The organism is Anaerocolumna sp. AGMB13025 (assembly GCF_029689925.1).
Taxonomy (GTDB): Bacteria; Bacillota; Clostridia; order Lachnospirales; family Lachnospiraceae; genus Anaerocolumna.
Window position 1 is genome coordinate 210941 of record NZ_CP121445.1, and the last position, 21950, is coordinate 232890.

At 40.5% G+C, this 21950-nt stretch carries 14 protein-coding genes; 9 read left to right on the forward strand and 5 right to left on the reverse strand.

Annotated elements, in window-relative coordinates; all coding sequences use genetic code 11:
* Window positions 1-12 precede the first annotated feature (12 nt).
* On the forward strand, window positions 13-585 hold the full coding sequence (locus QA584_RS00855) for a cyclase family protein (RefSeq protein WP_278272636.1): 573 nt from the start codon (window positions 13-15) through the stop codon (window positions 583-585).
* Window positions 586-600: 15 nt separating this feature from the next.
* On the forward strand, window positions 601-1623 hold the full coding sequence (locus tag QA584_RS00860; protein WP_278272637.1) for a M42 family metallopeptidase: 1023 nt from the start codon (window positions 601-603) through the stop codon (window positions 1621-1623).
* A 115-nt stretch (window positions 1624-1738) separates the two neighbouring features.
* Here the strand turns inward: QA584_RS00860 and QA584_RS00865 are convergent, their stop codons facing one another.
* The 3 genes from QA584_RS00865 to QA584_RS00875 form a co-directional block, all read right to left on the reverse strand.
* Window positions 1739-3445 (reverse strand): S8 family peptidase, encoded by a 1707-nt coding sequence (locus QA584_RS00865; protein ID WP_278272638.1) that lies wholly within the window; start codon window positions 3443-3445, stop codon window positions 1739-1741.
* Between the two features lie 89 nt (window positions 3446-3534).
* Entirely contained in the window at window positions 3535-5277 is a 1743-nt protein-coding gene (locus QA584_RS00870; RefSeq protein WP_278272639.1) for a S8 family peptidase, read from the reverse strand.
* An 81-nt stretch (window positions 5278-5358) separates the two neighbouring features.
* On the reverse strand, window positions 5359-5928 hold the full coding sequence (locus QA584_RS00875; protein ID WP_278272640.1) for an N-acetylmuramoyl-L-alanine amidase family protein: 570 nt from the start codon (window positions 5926-5928) through the stop codon (window positions 5359-5361).
* 692 nt (window positions 5929-6620) lie between these two features.
* On the opposite strand from QA584_RS00875, the gene QA584_RS00880 reads away from it, so the two are divergent.
* From QA584_RS00880 to QA584_RS00895, 4 genes are all read left to right on the forward strand, one after another.
* Window positions 6621-8177: a ClC family H(+)/Cl(-) exchange transporter gene (locus tag QA584_RS00880; protein ID WP_278272641.1), complete on the forward strand. Its 1557-nt coding sequence runs from the start codon at window positions 6621-6623 to the stop codon at window positions 8175-8177.
* A 170-nt stretch (window positions 8178-8347) separates the two neighbouring features.
* Window positions 8348-10930 carry an ATP-dependent chaperone ClpB gene (gene clpB, locus QA584_RS00885; RefSeq protein ID WP_278272642.1) on the forward strand — a complete coding sequence of 861 codons (2583 nt, stop codon included), beginning with the start codon at window positions 8348-8350 and terminating at the stop codon, window positions 10928-10930.
* 203 nt (window positions 10931-11133) lie between these two features.
* On the forward strand, window positions 11134-12102 hold the full coding sequence (locus QA584_RS00890) for a DHH family phosphoesterase (RefSeq protein ID WP_278272643.1): 969 nt from the start codon (window positions 11134-11136) through the stop codon (window positions 12100-12102).
* Window positions 12103-12423: 321 nt separating this feature from the next.
* Window positions 12424-14562 carry a glycosyl hydrolase gene (locus QA584_RS00895; RefSeq protein WP_278272644.1) on the forward strand — a complete coding sequence of 713 codons (2139 nt, stop codon included), beginning with the start codon at window positions 12424-12426 and terminating at the stop codon, window positions 14560-14562.
* Window positions 14563-14691: 129 nt separating this feature from the next.
* Here QA584_RS00895 and QA584_RS00900 read toward each other — a convergent pair whose 3' ends face one another.
* The gene (locus QA584_RS00900; RefSeq protein WP_278272645.1) at window positions 14692-16260 is read right to left on the reverse strand and encodes a response regulator transcription factor; all 1569 of its coding nucleotides are present in this window, start codon (window positions 16258-16260) and stop codon (window positions 14692-14694) included.
* A gap of 2 nt (window positions 16261-16262) precedes the next feature.
* Window positions 16263-17999 (reverse strand): sensor histidine kinase, encoded by a 1737-nt coding sequence (locus QA584_RS00905; protein WP_278272646.1) that lies wholly within the window; start codon window positions 17997-17999, stop codon window positions 16263-16265.
* 446 nt (window positions 18000-18445) lie between these two features.
* On the opposite strand from QA584_RS00905, the gene QA584_RS00910 reads away from it, so the two are divergent.
* The 3 genes from QA584_RS00910 (at window position 18446) to QA584_RS00920 (ending at window position 21648) form a co-directional block, all read left to right on the forward strand.
* Window positions 18446-19795 carry an ABC transporter substrate-binding protein gene (locus QA584_RS00910; RefSeq protein WP_278272647.1) on the forward strand — a complete coding sequence of 450 codons (1350 nt, stop codon included), beginning with the start codon at window positions 18446-18448 and terminating at the stop codon, window positions 19793-19795.
* A gap of 78 nt (window positions 19796-19873) precedes the next feature.
* Window positions 19874-20782 (forward strand): carbohydrate ABC transporter permease, encoded by a 909-nt coding sequence (locus QA584_RS00915; RefSeq protein WP_278272648.1) that lies wholly within the window; start codon window positions 19874-19876, stop codon window positions 20780-20782.
* Window positions 20782-21648: a carbohydrate ABC transporter permease gene (locus tag QA584_RS00920; RefSeq protein WP_278272649.1), complete on the forward strand. Its 867-nt coding sequence runs from the start codon at window positions 20782-20784 to the stop codon at window positions 21646-21648. Before QA584_RS00915 ends, QA584_RS00920 begins: the two co-directional genes overlap by 1 nt.
* Window positions 21649-21950 lie beyond the last annotated feature (302 nt).

A 21950-nucleotide genomic window follows, 5' to 3' on the forward strand; every position in this document is an offset into this window, starting at 1 on the left:
AGGAGCTTTATTATGAAACTATATGATATTACACAGGAGCTATTTACCAGTGTTGTTTATCCTGGAGATGTGCCTCCGACCTACCTGCGCCAGTTACAAATCAAGGAAGGAGCTCCCTGCAATGTTACGGTGCTTAATATGTGTACCCATAACGGAACCCATGTGGATGCCCCTTATCATTTCCATGAAGACGGCAAAACTATTGATGAGCTGGATTTAAGCAAATGTATCGGCAATTGCAGTGTAGTTGAATTTACCCATCAGCCGGATGCAGCGCAAATGAGAGATGTCCTAAAATATAGTGAAAAAAGGCTGTTATTAAAAGGTGATGTGGTAGTTACCTTAGAACTTGCAAAGCTGATGAACGAATATAACATGGAACTGATTGGAATCGAAGGACAGAGTTTTGGACCTGCAGACGCACCAAAAGAAGTCCATCTGGAATTACTGGCCAAGGAAGTAGTCCTCTTAGAAGGTGTCCGATTAGGTGACGTACCTGAGGGCAATTATCTGTTATCCGCAGCACCGGTTAAGCTTGGCGGCAGTGACGGCGCTCCCTGCAGGGCAGTGCTGATTGAGTTATAGAACAGGAGTTTAATTATGGATACAATGGATTATATCATTAAAACCCTGGAGACGCTGGTTAATATACCAAGTCCCTCCGGTTATACCAGGGAAGTCATGGAGTTTGTAAGAAAAGAGGCAGAGGGTTTTGGATATGCCTGTGAAATGAGCAAAAAGGGCGGTCTGGTCATTCAGGTGAAAGGATTAGGCGGTGAGACGTTAGGATTGTCCGCTCACGTAGATACGTTAGGTGCCATGGTCCGTTCGGTATCAGGGGAAGGAATGTTAAAGTTTACCATGGTAGGCGGATATACCATGCAGAGTATCGAGGGCAGTTACTGCAAGATACATACAAGGGAAGGTAAGGTCTATACCGGTACCATCTTATCAAAAAGTCCCTCTGTACATACCTTTGATGATGCCAGAACCTTAGACCGTACCGAAAGAAATATGGAAATCCGTATTGATGAAGTGGTTAAGAACCGAGAAGATGTGCTAAAACTGGGAATAAACAGCGGAGATTATGTCAGCTTTTTGGCTAATTTTGAATATACAGAAAAAGGCTTCATTAAATCCAGGCACTTGGATGATAAAGCTTCGGTTGCCGTACTGCTTGGTCTACTTAAGGATATGTCGGAGCACGGGCTTACACCAAAGCGAAACATAAAGCTCTTAATCAGCAATTACGAAGAGGTTGGTTTTGGTGCCAGCTGGATTCCAGAGGATATTACAGAGTTTATAGCGGTGGATATGGGTGCTTTAGGAGATGATTTAAACGGTACGGAATATGCCGTATCCATCTGCGCCAAAGATTCTTCCGGACCCTATGATTATGATTTGACGACCGACTTAATTAATCTGGCAAAAGAGAATGGAATTGATTATGCAGTGGATGTTTTCCCTCATTACGGTTCTGATGTATCGGCAGCCATGCGGGGAGGTCATAACATTAAGGGTGCATTAATAGGGCAGGGCATTCATGCTTCCCATGGTATGGAGCGGACCCATAGGGATTCGCTTATGAATACCTTAAAGCTTTTGAAGGTTTATGTGATTTAAAAGAGTAAGGAAGGCTTATAGATTTCGTTTACGAAAGAGGCTGACTAAAATCTTAGGGTTATTGACTTGGGCATTCCCAAGTAAATGAGTCCTTGGATTTTAGTCGGCCCTTAATTTATATTCTGGTTCTGTCTGCTGTCAGTAACTGATAGGTTCTGAAGATGTCTAATAGTCCGTAACCCCAGTCCGGATGGGGATATTCCAGGTTGTAGCTTCGTCGGGCTCCTTGTATCATTAGTTTCTTGATGTAAGCATTATTCAGGGTGGTGCAGTTGCCGCGAATGATACCCCATTCCAGCAGCATGGCAGCTATTCCGGCGGCGTGGGCGGCAGCAATGCTGGAACCGGTGGCATTCACGAACTGGCTGTCTTTTGTGGGACATAATATATTAACCCCGGGAGCGGCTAAATCTGCTTTGGGGTAGTTAAGCAGTGTAAATCCCCGGCTTGCATTGTAATATAAGCTTTGGTTTACATAATTGTAAGCCGTAACACAGATTGGACCGATGGAATTACCAGGAGTGGTTATTGTGGTTTCATTATTGGATTTTGTAAAAAATGTTCCCGGTGATATGAATCCGCTGATAGGAAGCCATAAGTGATATTTTAAAGGCAGGTCGCTTTTCTCTTCATAAATTAAGAATCTCCATACACCAGGTATTGGATTATGGAACCGAAACAGGATAAATTGTTTGTTTGTGTGGGATTCTTTCGGATCGGTGTCCACGGTGATGCTGGTATCATGAAGGGTAATATTCAAGGTATGCCGCAGGAGAGGCGGAATTCTTGTTACAAACTCACCGGTAGGAGCAAAGATATCAAGCCAGAAATTATTCGGTGACAAGCCCCAGAATTCCATGGAAAAACCGGAATCATGGTTTGCAACAAAAAGTTCAACTGTATCAGGGCTTTTGTTTGGTTTTTTTTCACCGTAATAATGGTGTCCGGTATTTCCTTCATTTCCGGCAGATACGATAACTGCAGTGCCTGGATTTTCTATAACGGAGGACAAATACTGGCTTAAGATGCCATGTCCCTCATGATCACCCTGAGAAGTACCCATTCCGATACAGATTGCAATTGGCCGGTTTATACGTTTCGCGAGTTGAGTTAAGTATTTGACACCTAAAATAATATCATTTTCCTGATAGCAGTCCGAGCCTTCCGGAATGGCAAAAAATTTTTTAAGGTAAGGTTTGGCAGTTTTTAATTTTACGATAGCTAAGTCCGAACTGGGCACCACCCCCATAAAGCCATGGTTACTTACCGGTGTACCGGCAGCAATGCCGGCAAGCATGGTGCCATGACCGACTTCATCGGTGCTGGGCACAATAGATAAGGGAGTTTCGCTTCTTAAAGCTGTATTAATGAGATCTCTGTCATATTCTGTTCCGTAATAATACCCATCCGGAGAATTACCGTCCTCAACCGTCTGATCCCAGAGGGAGATGATTCTGGTGGTATTATCAGAATTCTTAAAGGCGGGATGAGTATAATCAATGCCGGTATCTACGAAACCGATTAAAACCCCTCTGCCCCTTAATTCCAAATCAGGGATATTTCGGATTTTGGATATTCCCGTAGTATTATAACCGGGGGCGGATAATAAGCCATAGCAGTTTGGCAATGTAGCATAACCGTATTTTGATATGCTGTCCGGTGTCATATTACCGACCGGAATATGAACCACGGCAAACTTATGATCGATTAAATTATAAGAGCTGTTCGGATAACTTTCTAACCGGCTATAATCTTCATTATATTCTATTAACAGATCCGCATAAGCGTTGCTTGCTACCTTATATTTTTCTTCCTCATTCATAGCTTTGATATCCTTTATCTATTATTATTTCAGATATATGTTTATTTACATAAAATGTGTCAGATTATAGTAAGAATCGAAAGGTCAGGTTAGGTCAGATAAGGGGAAGGGGGAATAGCAGAGGTAGTATTTGGCAAGAGCATAGTCAAAGAATTAACTACTTTGGTAATATTTAAGATGCCATAACCCCAGTCCGGGCTTGGATAGGTTATTAAGGGATCACGGTCGGCACCCTGGATTAATAATCGCTTTATGTTAGCTGTATTCATTTTGGTGTAATGACCTCTTACAATGCCCCATTCCAATATCAAAGCAGTTACTCCGGCTATATAGGCGGCAGAAATACTGGTACCTGTACTGGCGGCAAAATGATTGTTTGTAGTTGGGCTTATGATATCTACCCCCGGTGCGGTAAGGTCTGGTTTTGGTTCATTGTTTATGGTAAAACCTTTACTGGCATAATAATATAAGGTCTTGTCGGCTGGGTTATAAGCAGTGCTGCAGATCAGCCGCAGCTGGTTACCGGGTGCCGTAATTGTGGTATAGTTATCCGACCGGTAAAAGAAAGTACTTTTACTGATAAAATCCTGGATAGGAAGCCACAGGTGAAACTGCATGGGTAAGGATTCTAATTTATTATAAGTATATAACCGCCAGATTCCGGCAGCCGGTTTACGGATACGGAAAACCATCAATTGGGTATTGGTCTGAGGCTCTAAAAGGCTGTTGTCAACTACCAGAGTAGTGTCCTTGTAATGATATGCCAGAGTTTTATTAGGAATTGGGGGAATAGTGACCACAAATTCTCCGGTAGGGGCATAGATATCAAACCAGAACTGGTTGGGGGAAGTACTCCGAAACTGCATGGAAAACCCTGGTTCATCCTTTCCTACATTTAAAAATACATTATCTGTGTCCAGTGGATTTTCAATAGCTCCATAGTAATGATGTCTGCGGTTTCCTTCGTTACCGGCTGACACAATGATGGCATTTCCTGTCACGGCACCAACGGCTGCTAAGTATCTGCTGATGATCCGGTTGCCGGTATGATCACTTTGCCCGGTTCCAATACCCAGGCAGATGACCAGAGGGCGGTTTAACCGTTTGGCAGTCTGGAACAGATATTTTACACCTAATACAATGTCGTTTTCCTGATAGCAGATTGCATTTTCAGGTATGATAAAGAATTCTTTCAGATATGGTTTGGCTTGTTTTAGTTTAACGATAAGAAAGTCAGCATCTGGTGCAATTCCTGAAAAACTGTGCTGGTCCTCAGGTGAACCGGCCGCAACGCCTGCCAGAGCAGTTCCATGACCGATTTCATCGAGACTTGGAACAACTGACAGAGGATCCGGGACCGCTAATGCCTCATTAATCCTATCTCTGCTGTATTCCGTTCCATAATAAAAACCTTCGGGATATCTGTCACTGTCCACAGTCTGATCCCAAAGGGAGAGGATTCTGGTCGTATTTTCAGAAGTTAGAAATACAGGATTGGTATAATCAATTCCGGTATCAATAAAACCGATTAAAACACCCTGACCGGTTAATTCATTTTGAGGAGGGTCATTAGGCAGGCTGTCTGCTTCGTAACTGGTATTCTGACAGACAGATAACAGGCCAAAGCAGGTTGGTATGGAAAAATACCCATACTTACTGATACTGTCCTGGGTCATATTGTATACCGGAATGTGAAGAATTGCAAAATCCTCATTAATATAATTTATCGAACCACTGGGATAATATTTGAAAACGTCCATATTACCGTTATATTCAATTAATAAATCGGCATAATCATTACTGGTAATCTGGTATCTCTCCTGGTCTGTCATAGCTATCCCAACCAATAAGTATTCTTATTAATCTATATGATGTATATAAGAAAAAGTGCCGGGTATTCAAAAATTTTGTACTTAAGCGAAGCCAAAATACCGGAGTATTCCCTGATAGATGCCCTGGGCAAAGAGAGCCTGGTCATCTCGTAGTTTCTGTGCATCGGAAACGTTTGTAACATAAGCTAATTCAATCAGTAAGGAGGGCATGTTTGTTCTTCTTAAAACATAGAGGGACTGATTCACCCGTATTCCGTTATTTTTGGTTCCTACGGTTTGAACAACTGCATTCAGAATCTGTTCGGCCAGCCAGTTTGCCTGGGTCATATACTGATAGATATAGACTTCGGTTCCGTTGACTGCGGGATTTGGATTAGAATTGCAATGGATGCTGATGAAATAGTCCGCAGGCCATTCGTTGGCCAGACGGACTCGTTCCGCAAGACTGGTGGTGTTTGTTGTACCAAGGACGGTAGTCGGAGTTGGTCTTGAGACACGGGCTTCAAATCTGGGATCACTATTTAATAAATTCTGCAAATCAATACCGACCTGATAATTGACTTCGGATTCCTGCACGCCGTTCGCTACCGCTCCGCTGTTAAAGTTACCGCTTGGATTATGGCCCTGATCTATAAAAATTTTGATAGCCAAAGTAACACTTCTTTCTGTTTTCTTATTATTAACATTATATTCTAAGTGGGGAAAGATGTTACTTGGGGGGGCGTTGGTGATGGCGAACGGGAGTTATTAAAAGGGGGCGGCAGTATCCTGGCAGGCTTGTAATTTTTTTGTAGGGAAAGAACCCTTCTGGCACTAAAACCTGGTGAACTGCTTAAAGCAGGAGGAAAAGAGCAAAACTCACTTCGTTCAGACAGTTGCTCTTTTCCTCCTTGGCGCAGTTCTCCAGGTTTAAGTGCCAGGAGGGTTCTTCCCAATACAAAAAAATTACAAGCCTGCCAGGATACTGCTGGGTCTTTGGTTTTAATTTGATTACCCCCGTACGGGCCGCCGTATAAGGTCATGATTTACTCAGAAATAACGTCATAGTGATCATTTTTAATATTCTATTTAACTTATTTCATCTTAAAAAATTAAAGGTAAGGAGAGGGCGTTTCACATTGAGGGTATATGTTAGTTAGGGGCAGAAGAACTATCTTTATTGTCAAGTATATTTGTTTTTCGAATAGTTTAGTGCTATAATTGACTCTGTTAAATTTTAGGATATGTAAAAAGTGAAAAGGTATCTTGTTGATTGTCCAATATGATAACTCTTTTCGGCATCGCGATAGCTAATATGGCAGAGATGCTTTTACAGTTTAATCATGACAGGAAGTGAGAGTAAAATGCAGACTAAGGTACACAAATTATTATCTAATTTCAACCAGACAAAATGGAAGATTGCTTTTAAAAGTATATTAATAGGAGTATTTGCCGGGTTATTGACGGTTCTTTACCGTATTGGTATTGAATATGGCACGGAATATGCAGGTAAACTATATGAATATTTGCGAGGGCATCCGAATTACATAGTTCTATGGCTTTTACTGATCGCAGGAGCAGGTTTGTTAATCGGGTGGTTTGTTAAATTGGAGCCAATGGCTTCCGGAAGCGGAATTCCCCAGACAGAAGGCGTACTGCTATATGGAATGAAAATGAAATGGTATTCTATTCTGGCAGTCCGTTATGCCGGAGGACTAGTCTGTTCCCTTTTTGGGTTGTCTTTAGGCAGGGAGGGCCCTTCTATTCAGATTGGAGCAGCCGGAGGAAAACTCTTATCAAAAAAGTTAACCAATACCCATATTGAAGAAAACTATCTAATTACAGGCGGTGCGGCAGCCGGTTTATCCGCAGCATTTAATGCCCCATTATCCGGTATCATATTTGCTTTGGAAGAAGTTCACCGAAGTTTTTCGCCACTTATTCTAATATCTGCAACCACAGCTTCACTGACAGCAGATTTTGTTTCTAAGAATTTCTTTGGACTAAAACCAGTGCTTCATTTTACAGCGACACCTCAATTACCCATAAATCTTTATATTTGGCTGCTGCCATTAGGTGTCATAGCGGGAATTGTCGGCACCTTAATGAATCGCTCTCTTCTTGGGTTTCAATCCCTGTATAGTAAAGTTCCGGCAGCTTTCAGACCCTGTATTGCGTTATTGATTGCCCTGCCCTGCGGTATTTTTCTTCCGGAAGTACTTGGAGGAGGGCAGAATCTGATACGTTTATCGGAAAATGCCGAGAAGGGGATTGTATTTTTGGCAGTCTTACTTCTTGTTAAATTGTTGTTTACCAGCACAAGTTTTGGAAGCGGTGTGCCGGGGGGAATATTTCTCCCTATTTTATCCGTAGGGGCACTGGCGGGTAGTATAGTAGGTTTGTCAGCAAGGAATGTGGGAGTACCCTCTCAATACCTGGCGGATTTTGCAGTATGTGCTATGGCTGGTGTTTTATCGGCATCGGTAAAAGCACCGGTAACCAGTATCTTGTTGACGGTTGAAATGTCAGGAACGCTGGTTCATATGCTTCCCGTAGCAGCGTGTTCCTTTATTGCCCTGTTTCTTTCAGACCTATTAAAAACCGAGCCAATCTATGAGGCGCTCCTTGAGAGATTTGTTGAAAGCAATGGCAGCAAAATGTTAGATGAGGAAAAGGGCGGAATCCATGAATTCCCAGTAGAGCTCGGCAGCATGATATGCAGAAAGAAAATCAGTGAAATTGCATGGCCGGAAGGTGTATTAATCGTTGGAATCAGAAGGGGAATGAAAGAAATTATCCCGAAAGGAAATACCATTATTATGCCCGGAGACTATCTGGTAATTATGTCGCCGGAAGAACAGTATAAGGATATACGAATGAATCTGGAAGGTTACTGTTATGTTACGGATCAGTTGACTTAGCAGAATAAAAGCTTTCTTCCTTTAATCGTTGTTGCAGGTGTCAAATCATTCGTTAAAATTGTAAAAATTCCTCTTGCAAAACTATATTATAGGTGTTATAGTGGTTATAGAACAGATAAGGATTAACTTAAACTAAATTTTTATATAAGTGGAAAGGCTGGTGTAACCCTATGAACATTAACAAATTCACACAAAAATCCATGCAGGTGGTGCAGGAATGTGAAAAGACTGCTATGGATTACGGACATCAGGAAATTGATCAGGAGCATTTACTGTACAGTTTGATAACGGTTGAAGATAGTCTGATTCAAAAATTATTAAAGAAAATGGACATCACCATGGAGGTTTTTACTGCCCAGGTGACCGGGCTTTTGAATAAGAGGCCGAAGGTAAGCGGCGGACAGGAATATATCAGTAATGATTTGAACAAGGTATTGATTTATGCGGAAAATGAAGCAAAGCAGATGGGGGATGAATACGTATCCGTGGAACACCTCTTCTTAAGTCTGCTAAAACAGCCGAACCGTGAGGTAAAAGAACTGTTTCATAATTTCCGTATTACCAGAGAAGACTTTTTGCAGGCGCTCCAGTCCGTAAGAGGGAATCAAAAGGTAACCAGCGACAATCCGGAAGCAACCTATGATACGCTGGAGAAGTATGGTTCTGACCTGGTGGAGCGGGCCAAAGCCCAGAAACTTGATCCGGTTATCGGCAGAGATTCCGAAATCCGTAATGTGATCCGGATTCTTTCTAGAAAGACTAAGAATAATCCTGTTCTAATAGGTGAGCCAGGTGTTGGTAAAACTGCCGTAGTAGAAGGACTTGCCCAGAGAATTGTTCGGGGAGATGTGCCGGAGGCTCTTAAGGATAAGAAGATATTTGCCCTGGATATGGGAGCTTTGGTTGCAGGAGCTAAATACCGTGGTGAATTCGAGGAACGGTTAAAAGCAGTATTAGAAGAAGTTAAGAACAGTGATGGTCAGATTATTTTGTTCATAGATGAGCTTCATACCATTGTAGGAGCCGGCAAGACAGAAGGGGCCATGGATGCAGGCAATATGTTAAAGCCCATGCTTGCCAGAGGAGAACTCCACTGTATCGGTGCTACCACCCTGAATGAATACCGCTTGTATATTGAAAAGGATGCAGCTTTAGAACGTCGTTTTCAGCCGGTTATGGTGGAAGAACCAACCGTTGAGGATACCATTTCCATCCTTAGGGGCTTAAAAGACCGATACGAAGTATTCCACGGGGTTAAGATAACGGACAGCGCCTTAGTATCAGCAGCGGTATTATCAAACCGTTATATCTCCGACCGATTCCTGCCGGACAAAGCCATTGACCTGGTTGATGAAGCCTGTGCCCTTATTAAGACAGAGCTTGACTCGATGCCTACGGAACTAGATGATATCCAAAGGCGGATTATGCAGATGGAGATAGAAGAAGCTGCTCTTAAGAAAGAAACCGACCGCTTAAGTGCAGAACGCCTTGAGGATTTAAGAAAAGAACTGGCGGAACAAAGAGAAATTTTTGCCGCAGGAAAAGCAAAATGGGACAATGAAAAGGCAGCCGTAGAAAAGGTAAGAAAATATAGAGAAGAACTGGAAGCCCTCAATAACGAAATTGAAATAGCAGAACGGAATTACGACTTAAATAAAGCCGCTGAGCTAAAATATGGTAAACTTCCCTCCCTTACCAGACAGCTTACAGAAGAAGAGGATAAGGTTAAAAAAGAAGCCCATACCTTAGTTCATGAGAATGTCAGCGAAGAGGAAATTGCAAAAATCGTTTCCAGATGGACCGGTGTTCCGGTAGCCAAGTTAACGGAAAGTGAACGAAATAAAACCCTCCATCTGGACACAGAACTTCATAAACGGGTCATCGGACAAGAGGAAGGGGTAACCAAAGTCTCTGATGCCATTCTCCGTTCCAAAGCAGGAATAAAAGACCCGGCAAAACCCATTGGTTCCTTCTTATTCCTTGGTCCCACCGGTGTCGGTAAAACAGAACTTGCCAAAGCACTGGCAGCTTCTCTTTTTGATAATGAGCAGAATATGGTCCGTATTGATATGAGTGAATATATGGAGAAGTACTCCGTTTCCAGATTAATCGGGGCACCTCCCGGATATGTAGGTTATGAAGAAGGGGGACAATTAACGGAAGCAGTAAGAAGAAAACCATATTCGGTTGTACTATTCGATGAGATTGAAAAGGCCCATCCGGATGTCTTTAATGTACTGCTGCAGGTTTTGGATGACGGAAGAATTACAGACTCCCAGGGAAGGACTGTGGATTTTAAGAATACGATATTAATTATGACTTCAAATATAGGTTCTGCTTTCCTCTTAGAAGGCATCGGGGCCGACGGCAATATTTCTGAGAATTGTGAAGCTTTGGTAATGAATGATTTAAGAAACCATTTTCGTCCGGAGTTCTTAAACCGTTTAGATGAAATCATTTTGTTTAAGCCTCTTACCAGAGATAATATCGGGAATATAATTGAACTTCTGATTGCAGACTTAAATAAGCGGTTATCCGACAAAGAAATTACCATAGAACTGACCACCGGAGCTAAGAACTTTGTAGCAGAACAGGCCTATGATCCCGTGTATGGTGCAAGACCCCTTAAGCGGTATCTGCAAAAGCATATCGAGACGTTAAGTGCCAGATTGATCCTTAGCAACGAAGTCAGAGAACAGGATACGATTCTTATTGATGTAAGGAATGATAAATTGACTGCAAGTATTAAATAAGAAGATGGCTTACTAAGCAGAAATGCAGCGGTATAAAAAAGTACGTAATCTCTTTGGGGTACAGTAGAAGGTATGTTATGTAACAGGCATACTGCTGCTGCACCCCTTTTATAAGTGTAATAATTTTCCCGTGCATTTCTAGCAGGAATACGGTATAATACCCTTGAACCCGTTCCCACTGTATTCTATGAGGTGCCCCAGGTATGACAAAGTTAGATGAATTAGTAAAAGTAATAACCAAAGAGCATATATATATACAGATGCATAACTATCCGGATCAGGATGCGCTGGCATCTGCATTCGGGTTACAATATCTGTTAAGCCAGAGGGGAATAACCTCTACTATCTGTTATAATGGGCAGACTGATAAGTACAATACCTTAAAGATGATAGAACTGCTGAACATTGAGATATATAATAATAAAGAATTTGTTATGAACGAAGATGATGAAATTATACTGGTGGACGGACAGATGGGCAACGTTAACATGGTGAATTTTATCGGGAAAAAGATAGCCTGTATCGACCACCACCCCAGGCAGGAGGTCTCCGAATACCGTTTCTATGATATAAGAAGTCAGGTGGGGGCTTGCTCCACAGTAATAGCCTGGTATTTTATTGAGAATAAGATCGAGATACCGGTAGAGTTAGCAACTGCGCTAGCCTACGGCATTAAGATGGATACTGCGAATCTGACCAGAAGGGCAGTGAATCTGGATGTAGATATGTTCTGCCACCTGTATAAAAGAGCGGATAAGGATATTCTGTTAAGTTTTGAAAGCAGCAGTCTTAGGAGAAATGACCTTCTCGCCTATCAGGAGGCAATCTCTAACCTCAGGCTCCACGGAAGAATCGGGATTGCTAAAATAGGAGATGATTGTTCTGAAGCCATTATTGGCAGTATTTCCGATTTCTTAATGACCTTATCGGAAGTCGATTTTACTCTCGTTTATTCTTACCGGGTCGGAGGTCTTAAGTTTTCGGTACGCAGTGAAGCAAAGACGGTAGATGCCGGAAAAATAATTAAAGAAGCCCTTACCGGATTAGGAGATGGAGGCGGTCATGCCACCATGGCGGCAGGTTTTCTGCCCAATCTGAATACGGAAGAGGAAATCACTAAAATGGCACATCTGGTAGAACAAAGGGTAATACAACTGGTCATAAGTAACTAGGAAAGCAGACCTTATTTGAATTGAAAGGCAACTAAGATATCTACCCAACAAAAGTACACCAATATTCATAACAAAAAGATACTAAAAGTAAACTATACTAGTAGTAGGTATAAAAGCGGCTTGTCTGTTGGCTTGCATATCTGCATCTCGTATAGTTTTCTTATATTTTAACTAGGAATAAGTAAATCCTCTGAAATTCCTATGAAACAAAAAGTCTGGAGGGCAAGAGACAGCAGTACCATTTCAAATGAAATTGCTGTTGGTGCGTCAGCGTTTTCCTGGCAGATAAGTCGTTACAATAAAATAATAAGGAGTATGCCCATGGATAAAGAATTTTTCCTAAATCCCATCACGGACCCGGATTACAGCGTATCCGGTTTCTGGTTTTGGAATGACGAAATAACGGATGAGAGAACAAAAGAACAATTAGCAATTATGAAGCGGATTTCTGCAAACCAGCCGGTGGTCCATTCCAGGTTTGGACTGCAAAATGAATATCTCAGTCAGGATTGGTTCGACCGGATAAAAAGTGTAATAGAAAACTGCAAGGAAAATGGACAGAAAATCTGGCTTTATGATGAAAATAACTGGCCAAGCGGAAACTGTTCCTGGTCAATAACCCTGGAGGAAAAATACCGGGAGCATTATTTACAGTTTGAAACCATACACTTAAAGGAAAATGAAAGTTTTGTACTGGATTTAACTGGAAGGAATTATATTGCGGTTTCGGCCTTCACCGGTGACAAAATAGAAGACCTCATGATTCAGGAAAACCCATATAACTTTACAGCCCAAAAAGAAACAGACATAATAAAAGTTTATGTGGCAGTCGATGAGTACGAGCCGGTTGGAAAGTTATGCGTGGATTATCTAAGCAAAGAAGCCATTGGCGTATTTATTGAAAAAACCCATGAAAAATATCTAGAACAAATGGGGGAGGAATTCGGTAAAATCATATCCGGTATCTTTATGGATGAAACCAGGTTCTGCAATGCCATGCCCTGGACGAAAACCCTGCCGGAGGAATTCTTAAAGAGAAAAGGCTATGATATGCTGCCCTTCTTACCATTATTAATCCGCAAAACCGGCCGGTCTAATAAATTCCGTTATGATTATTATGATGTCATATCAGACCTTTATAACGAAGCCACTTTTAAACAGGTTTATGATTGGTGTAATCAGCATAATATGAAGTCAATGGGACATTTTCTGGGGGAAGAGACGATCGCTGCCCAATCCTATTTTGGGGGGGATATGCTTCGGGGATATCAGTATTTTCACGTACCTGCAATCGATCATCTGGGAAATGGTATCGGAAGCCTGGATGCGAAATTTGCAGTAAGTGCCTGCCATAGTTACGGTAAGAGCCGTATTGCCTGTGAAGCGTTCGGCGCCTCCGGCTGGGATATAACCTATGAAGATATGGTACGTATCTCTAACTGGCTGTTTCAGCAGGGAATTAATTTAATTATTATGCATGGTTTCTATTACTCCATAAGAGACGAAAGAAGCAAGGACTTTCCGCCCTCTTATTTTTACCAGTGGAAATACTGGGATTATATGCCGGGCTATGTAAAAATGGCTAACCGTATGATGAAACTATTAAGTGACGGCAGACATGAGGCGGAAATCCTTGTGTATACCCCAATGGAGACCTTCTGGAATTATTTTGAACCGGACCTTACGGTTAAGACTGGTTTCTGGAAGGAAGGACCCTGGATTAAGGAGGAGCGGGCTAAGTTTATTGATAATCAGTTCCAGCTTTTGTGCAACGGTCTTACGGATAAAAATCTGGATTATGATATTTTACATGGGGATGCTGCCTGCAATTTCAGAGTAGAAGGAAAAGAACTGGTTAACACCTTATCAAAAGAACGCTTTCAGGTCTTTATCCTGCCGTTAACGGAAATCCTTACAGTGGACATGGTCAGGCTCTTGAATGAATTCTCTGAGAACGGCGGCTGTATCCTAAGTTATGAATCCGAGCTGAAAGAGGTGGTTGCAAAAGATGGTTCCCATATGAGGACTGAAAAGCTGCCAGATCTTGACAATACAAAGCATATAACCTTTGATAAGATATCTGCCTTAATTCGTTACTGCCAGGATACGGTAGAGCTTCCCTTTGAAATCCGTAAAGGGGTAGACGAAATGGCACATAGTTTATCCAGTTACCCGGCCAGATTAATTGATCCTTATATCCATGACGGAGAACGAGTCTACGGAGTAGGGGTATCCCGTTATATTAAGGATAAGGAGAGAATCTATAATTTTACTAATTACAATGAAAAGGAGGAAGAGTTAACGGTCTGGGTGGATGTAACCTCAGAGCCTGAACTTTATAATCCTGAAACAGGTGAAATAAGTCGTCCGGCTGCAAGAAAGTCCAGCAGGGGAGGGTATGAAATATCCTTTACCATACCCGGCAACCGGACTTTATTCCTTGTTGGTGGTCTCAAATAAAAGGAACTGGAATACACACTTGAACCACTTCTTAATCAGTGCCTCATGTAACAGTGTCATATAACGGTGCCATGTATACAGTACTTTATTTACAGCACACTATTACCACGGCACATAGTATAACAACCCTTATTGCCTGAAATTACTTCGGTATTGTTCGGGTGTTACTTTCTCATAACGTTTAAAGACACGGAAAAAATACTTAACATTATCATAGCCTACGGCTTTTGCAATGGTGTATAGTTTTTTATCCGTGTCTTTTAACAGTTGTTTTGCTTTTAAAAGTCTGACGGAATTTACATAATTAATAAAGGTATCACCGGTTTTTTCTTTAAAAAGATGGCTTAAGTAACTGCGGTTCATATAGAGCAGGGAAGAAATAAACTCTATGGTTAAATCCTTTTGGTAATTTCGTTCTATATAAATCTTCATTTTCTCTATGGTGTTATCCGTAGCATAAACACTTTTCTCCGCCAGAATTTTTGAGATGTTGGTAAAAAACTGGAGATAATACTCCTTAATTTCCTTCAAACTGAACATGGTATTAAGAATATTCTGAACGCTGGAGTTAATGGAATTTGGATCAACCTGGTCAAAATATCTGGTCATAATTAATTTCGTCTGGTCAGCCAGGGCAAATAAGTAGTTTTTAGCATCATAAAGGGTGCAGGTGGGCAGTTCGGTGATATAATGGAATAAATCCTCTAAAAGGGAGGAAATCTCCTCCGTCATACCAGCTTCAATACGGAACATTAATTCCTCAGAGCGTGTCCATTCAATGGCAAGGGTTGAAGTATTCGTAATCTGGTTAAAGAAGTATGTCTTTCCCTGTTCTTTTACCTCCATATGATTTAGAGCCTTCACCGTTTCCATAAAAGCTTCGTTAAGTTCTGTCAGGGAACTATGGCTTTCACTAACGCCAAAGGAGGTTATAGTGTGACTCGCAGCAAAAAGGGAGGACAGGCTCCGAATAACCTGACTGCACAGATCCCTGGTCCCAAGAGCCGATCGCTGTGGGATAAATAATATCATAAAGCCCAGATTCTGATTATGGATATGCTGTAAATAAAGAGCCAAATCTCCAAAACCATTTTCCTTCAGGAAACTTTGGAGGGTTTCTTCTGTCAGGGGAGATTTCGAGTGGAGGGTCACTAAAACCAGATTATGGGTATCATTAATGAAATTCAGCTTCTCAGAGGTTAAGCGTAGTTCGGTGGTATGATAGCCAAGGATACTGTTTTTTAGCATGGTAATGTCATAATCATACTGGGCATTCTCCTTCTCTGCTTTATTCGAAACCAGCTGCTTTTGCATTAGGGTGGAATCTTCAATGAGCCGGAGGGCATTTTCAACAGACTCGATTAAATCCTCCTTACGGAAAGGCTTTAAGATATAGTCCACGGCATTTGCCTTAATGGCATGTCTGGTATATTCAAAATCTTTATATCCGCTTATTACAATAATGTGCTTATCCGGATATTTCTTTGTGATTTCCGGAAGAAATTCGCCGCCGTCCATAACCGGCATATTCATATCCGTTATTATAATATCTGGATTCAGTTCTTCAATTAGCGTCAGGGCTTCCCTGCCGTTAGAGGCTTCCCCGATACAGGTTACCCGGTCTGAAATAGAGCTTAATTTTTTGATGGTTCCTTTTCGGATTAAGGATTCATCATCTACCACAATATACGTATACATAGTTAATCTCCTCCCTTTAAAAGCGGTACCTTTAAGGTTATGGTAGTACCGTAATTCTGCTGGCTTTGTATCTGCATCCCATAGCCTTCCCCATAATAAAGCTGAATTCGTGTATGGATGTTTTTTAAACCGATACTTTGCTTGTTTCTATGACCAAGTTCTGTAAAATGTGCTTTTTCAAGAAGACTTTTATTCAGTTCTTCCAGACGTTCTGGGGTCATACCGGTACCGTTGTCAAAAACCGACAGGTAAATCATATCCTGTTTTACATATCCGTTTAAGATTATGAGACTTCCCGCACTGCAATACTTAAGACCATGATAGAAAGCATTTTCCACAATGGGTTGGAGTACTAATTTTAGTATCTTTAAGGAATACATTTCAGGCGGTATCAGTAAGCGCAGTTCAAACCGGTTATCAAAACGTATCTGTTGAATAGAACTGTAATCCTTAACATGTTTTAGCTCATCTGCTATGGTTACCAGCTCGCTGGTGGTTTTAATGCTGTAACGGAACATATCCCCAAGTGCCAGTGACATGGTGCTGATACTTTCAACCTCTTCAATTTCTGCGATACTGTTAATGGATTCTAAGGTGTTATATAAAAAGTGGGAATTAATCTGGGCCTCTAAGGATTTCATCTGGGAATCCAGAGTAATCAGTTTATTTTCCAGTTCGTTCTTAATGTAGAGATTTAATTCTTCAATCATCCGCTGGTATTCATTATAAAGGATACCGATTTCATCGGTCCGGTTCAGATAAGGTTCCTTATCAACCGTATGATCACCACCCCGGACCGACATCTTTTTACTTAAGTGGATAATTGGCTTAGTTAAGGAGGTGGAGAGAAAAATGGAGATAATAATAAAAACCAGTGCACAGACGATAGAAATAGCAAATAAGGTAAGTCTGGTGGAATTAAACTCTCTGTAAAGTCCTACTGTATTAAATGCAGCCACGAAAGATAAATTATTCCAGTCCAGTTTCTTGTTATATTTAATGGAATTCTTATAGCTAAAATCCTTTGCCAGAGTATCGATATTGCTGTATAGAATCTGATTACCCTGCTCAATGGATAATAAAGCGGTATCCGGCAGTGTGTTAACGGTAGATAAATCAAAAACCTTGGGGGAACAATCGATTAAGAGCACCCCTAAAAATTCCTTTGTATAAACATCGTATATTGCAGAGGAAAAAGAAATAGAGGGTTTGGAGTTAATAATATATTCTTTGGAGCGTATTCCGTCAATATAGGTTTTTCCCTCTAATTTAAGGGTCTGCTTGTACCATTTGGCATTAACCGGGTTATACCCGTACCGGATATCAATATTACCGCCATAGCCGTAGCCTAAAATTTCACCGCTGGGAGTGAAGACAAAAATACCGTTGATATAAGAGGAATTAAAAATAAGGTTTTGGCAGATTAATTTAAGATTGTTATTGGTATTAAATACATCATAAGTGGTATAATCCCTTTTACTGCCGGTATATTTATGCAGTTCACTAACAATGGATTCTTTGCTTCCGGCATCAAAGTTAAACAGCTCAGAGATGTGCTTAATATTACTCAAGGTCGTATTGGCAGTGGACAAAGCATTTTCCACAATACTGTCTGCAACCTGGGTAGTCTGACGGTTAATCAGGTAAGTATACCGGTTATAGGTATAAATGGTCATAATTAAGATGGGCAGATTGGAAATCAGCATAAAAATTAAAAAGAACTTTTTTCTTAAGCTCATGATGTACACCCATTGCATATCCCAGGCTGGCCTGGGATACTGCCACTAATAAGAATTGTGTGAAAGATACTCAGTGTGGCAACCTTTCTCATTATAAATTTCTTTCACAACGTTTACACCCATTGCATATCCCAGGCTGGCCTGGGATACTGCCACAAATAAGAATGTGTGAAAGATACTTAGTGTGGCAACCTTTCTAAAATGTGCTGCTTGTATTATAACTTTAATGTGGAACAGAAACTTTGTCAAACATTTAATTAGAATCAAGTGCCAAAAAGTCAATTTTGCACAAAATATGGATTGAAATACTTTTCTAAAAATCAATTCTTAATATAGAATCATAAATCCAACAATAGTATACTTCATGTTCCAACAAAAATGCACTAAAGGTATGATATTATCATATCAGCAACAAAAAACATTTATTAATTTGAGGAGGTTAATTTATGAAACTTAAAAAAATCCTGACACTGGCCTTAACAGGTATACTGGTAGTGTCTGCCTTAACCGGCTGTAAAAGTACGTCATCCGGCAACGGCACTGACACCGGCTCGAATACCAATACCGGCAGTGGTGACAAAGGCGGCAGCAAAGAAAATATTACTATTACAATGATGTATTCGGGAACTACAGCAGAGAATGATTTTGAAACAGAAATTCTTCCAAAACTTGTACATGATGCATTCCCAAACATTACACTGGAAGTGACAAAGCTTCCCGATGACCAGTATTATACTTCTTTAAAAACAAAGCTGGCTTCTGGAGAATGCCCTGATCTTATCCTGGTTCAGCCTAAGTATGCAGGAGCAAATTCGGTAATCGGTCTTGCAAAAGCAGGATATTTAGAGCCCTTAACGGACCTTAAAGTAATGGATAAAGTAGGGGAGGCAGGGTTAGAGTCCTTTAAATATAACAATGAAGTATATGGTATACCCGGTGGGGTTACTATGCTTGGTACTTATTATAATAAGGATATGTTTGATGCCAACGGATTATCCGTACCGACAAACTGGGAGGAATTCTTAAAGGCATGTGAAACCTTAAAGAATGCCGGTATCCAGCCGATTGTAATGGGTGACAAAGACATGTATGTTATGCAGTTTGGTCTATACCAGCTGGCGGCAAATAAAGTATATCCTAATAATCCCTCCTATGACGACCAGTTAAGGACCGGAGAGACGAAATTTACCGATAAGGGAATCTGGGATACGGTACTTGAGATGTATAAGACTTTATATGATAAAGGTTATATTGCTTCGAATTCCCTTGGACTTGGTGCGCAGCAGGCAATCCAGAAGTTTGTAGACGGAGAAGCTGCAATGACCTTTGACGGTTCCTTTAATGCAACAGCGATTCAGGCAAAAGGTGCAGTTGATTTTGAAAGAGGATACTTCCCGTTACCAGGTAATGCGGTAGGTGAACAAACCTACGCTTCCATGGCTATGGGTGCTGGACCTGCGGTGTATTCCGGTTCCAAATATAAAGAGGAATGTAAAAAAATCCTGGATTTATGGTTTGACGGAGAATCTGATATTTATAAAGCTTATGCAGATTCCGGTAAGGTAATCGTTACTTATGGATATGGTTCTGATAAAGTAAATCCACTGTTTAAAAACTTCCTGGATTTATATAATGACGGAAAATCCTTCTATTGGTGCAATCAGGGCTGGCCTTCCGGTACGGAAACTGAAATGGAAACCTTATTCAGTGAAAGCATCGGAGGACAGGGTACTACAGTAGAGGACATTGTAAAAGGTATGCAGACAAAATTTGAAGAACTGAATGCCGAAAAATAAACAGGGTATGCTGCAAAATAACTGGAAGCCTTATATAGACAGTTATTTTGCAGCCTCCCGTTCCATTAAGGAGGAGCTATGAAAAAAAAGAAAAAATCATCCGGTATTCTTTCGTTAGTTTTTCCAAGGAGGATGTATCTATTCGTATTACCGGCCTTGATACTGTTCTTAATTTTTTGGGTAATACCGGTATTTCAATTGTTCTATTACAGCATCACGAATTTCAACGGAATTGACCATAATTATGATTTTGTAGGATTTAAGAATTATTTGACTTTATTGAAAGAGGGTACACTAATTAACTCTATCAAGAATACGTTAGTTTATGCAATTACCATTGTTATTGGCAGTAATCTTCTTGGTCTGGTTATGGCACTGTTACTTAACCTTAAGTTACGGGGAAAAGGATTTTTCCGTACCGCGGCTTATATACCGGCATTATTCAGTGCGATCGTAGTAGGGTTTATCTGGTCTTATGTATATATGCCGGATTCGGGCATGATTGCTTCTATTATGAATTTAATCGGGTTGGACGGTTCTTCTTTTAACATACTGGGTAATTATAAAACAGCACTTTTTGGTATATCGACCGTTGATATCTGGAAAGGCTTTGGTACCACTATGATTATATATCTTGCAGGTCTTCAGACCGTAGACGACAGTTTGATCGAGGCAGGAAAGATAGACGGCTGTACGGAGTGGCAGCTTATTAGAAAGATTAAAATACCTCTTATTTCAGCGACTATAACCATTAACATGATATTAAATGTAATTGCCGGCCTGAAAGCTTTTGACTATTCCTTTATTATGACTAATGGGGGACCCGGTAAATCTACAAACACGTTGATGTTTACCATATATAAAATCGCCTTTACCGACCAGATGATGGGTAAGGCAAGTGCGTTCTCCGTAGTATCTTTTATCGTTATAATAGCAATTACCATATTTATGCTTGTGTTTTTAAATAAGAAAGAGGTGGAATTATAATGGCTAAAAAGAATTCATATAAAGAAAAAGAAAAGACCGAAAAGTTTTCCCTTTCTATATTTCTTATATACATTTTACTGATCCTCTTTTGCATCGTGATTATTTCACCACTATTAATCGTATTCTCCAGTTCCCTGCGTGAACCGGGCAATATGCAGTCACCACTAAATCTGTTTTCTCAATTTTCCCTGGATAGTTATATAAAAGCGTTTCAAAAAATGAATTATCCAAAGCAGTTATTAAACAGTATTATGACCACCGGTGGTTCTGTCCTGATTATTGTATTAATATCTTCTATGGCAGCATATCCTATTGCAAGGATTAAAGCCAGACTTAGTAAAGGATTGTACTATTTCTTCATCGCGGGTTTGGTAATTCCTGCCCAGATGGTAATTGTGCCAATTGCCCAAATGTTTGGAAACTTAAATATTCCGAACAACAGATTTACCCCCATGATTATGTTTATTACTTGCAGCCTTCCTTTTTCAACCTTTTTATTTACGGGATTTTTAAAGGGAGTCCCGGTAGAGGTGGAGGAATCCGCGTACTTAGATGGTACTAATCTTTGGCAGCGGTATAAAAGTATTGTGTTCCCCTTGTTAAAACCGGCAACGGTTTCCGTAGTCATTACCCAGTCCTTGTGGATTTGGAATGATTATTTCTTTCCTATGGTTTTCATCTCAAAATCTGCCCAGTATTCCCTGCCGGTTGGTATGATACAGTTTTTAGGGGACAGGGAAAATCCGGCCCAATGGAATATTTTATTTGCAGCCTGTGTCTTAAGTGCACTTCCTTTGATTATTATGTTTACGGTTTTGCAAAAGCAATTTATTAATGGTATCGCTGCCGGAGCGGTAAAAGGATAAGTTTAAAATAGATGGAATTTTTTGAATTTACAGAAAAATTTCTATAATTATATTATTTTAAGAAAATAATTGACGAAACCAATTTACCGTGTTATAATACGGTTGGTATATTTATCTGGATTAAGCATCTGGAGCATAGGAATAGTTTAAGAATAGTATAGTTCATACATTATATATTTAAGCTCTCTGTCCAAAAAAGGCCAAGAGCTTTTTTTATGCAATAGGAGTTTTCCTATTCATATAAAACACTCTGTTATGGATGCACATGCTGCACTGGGAAGATTTTTAAGAAATCATAACTG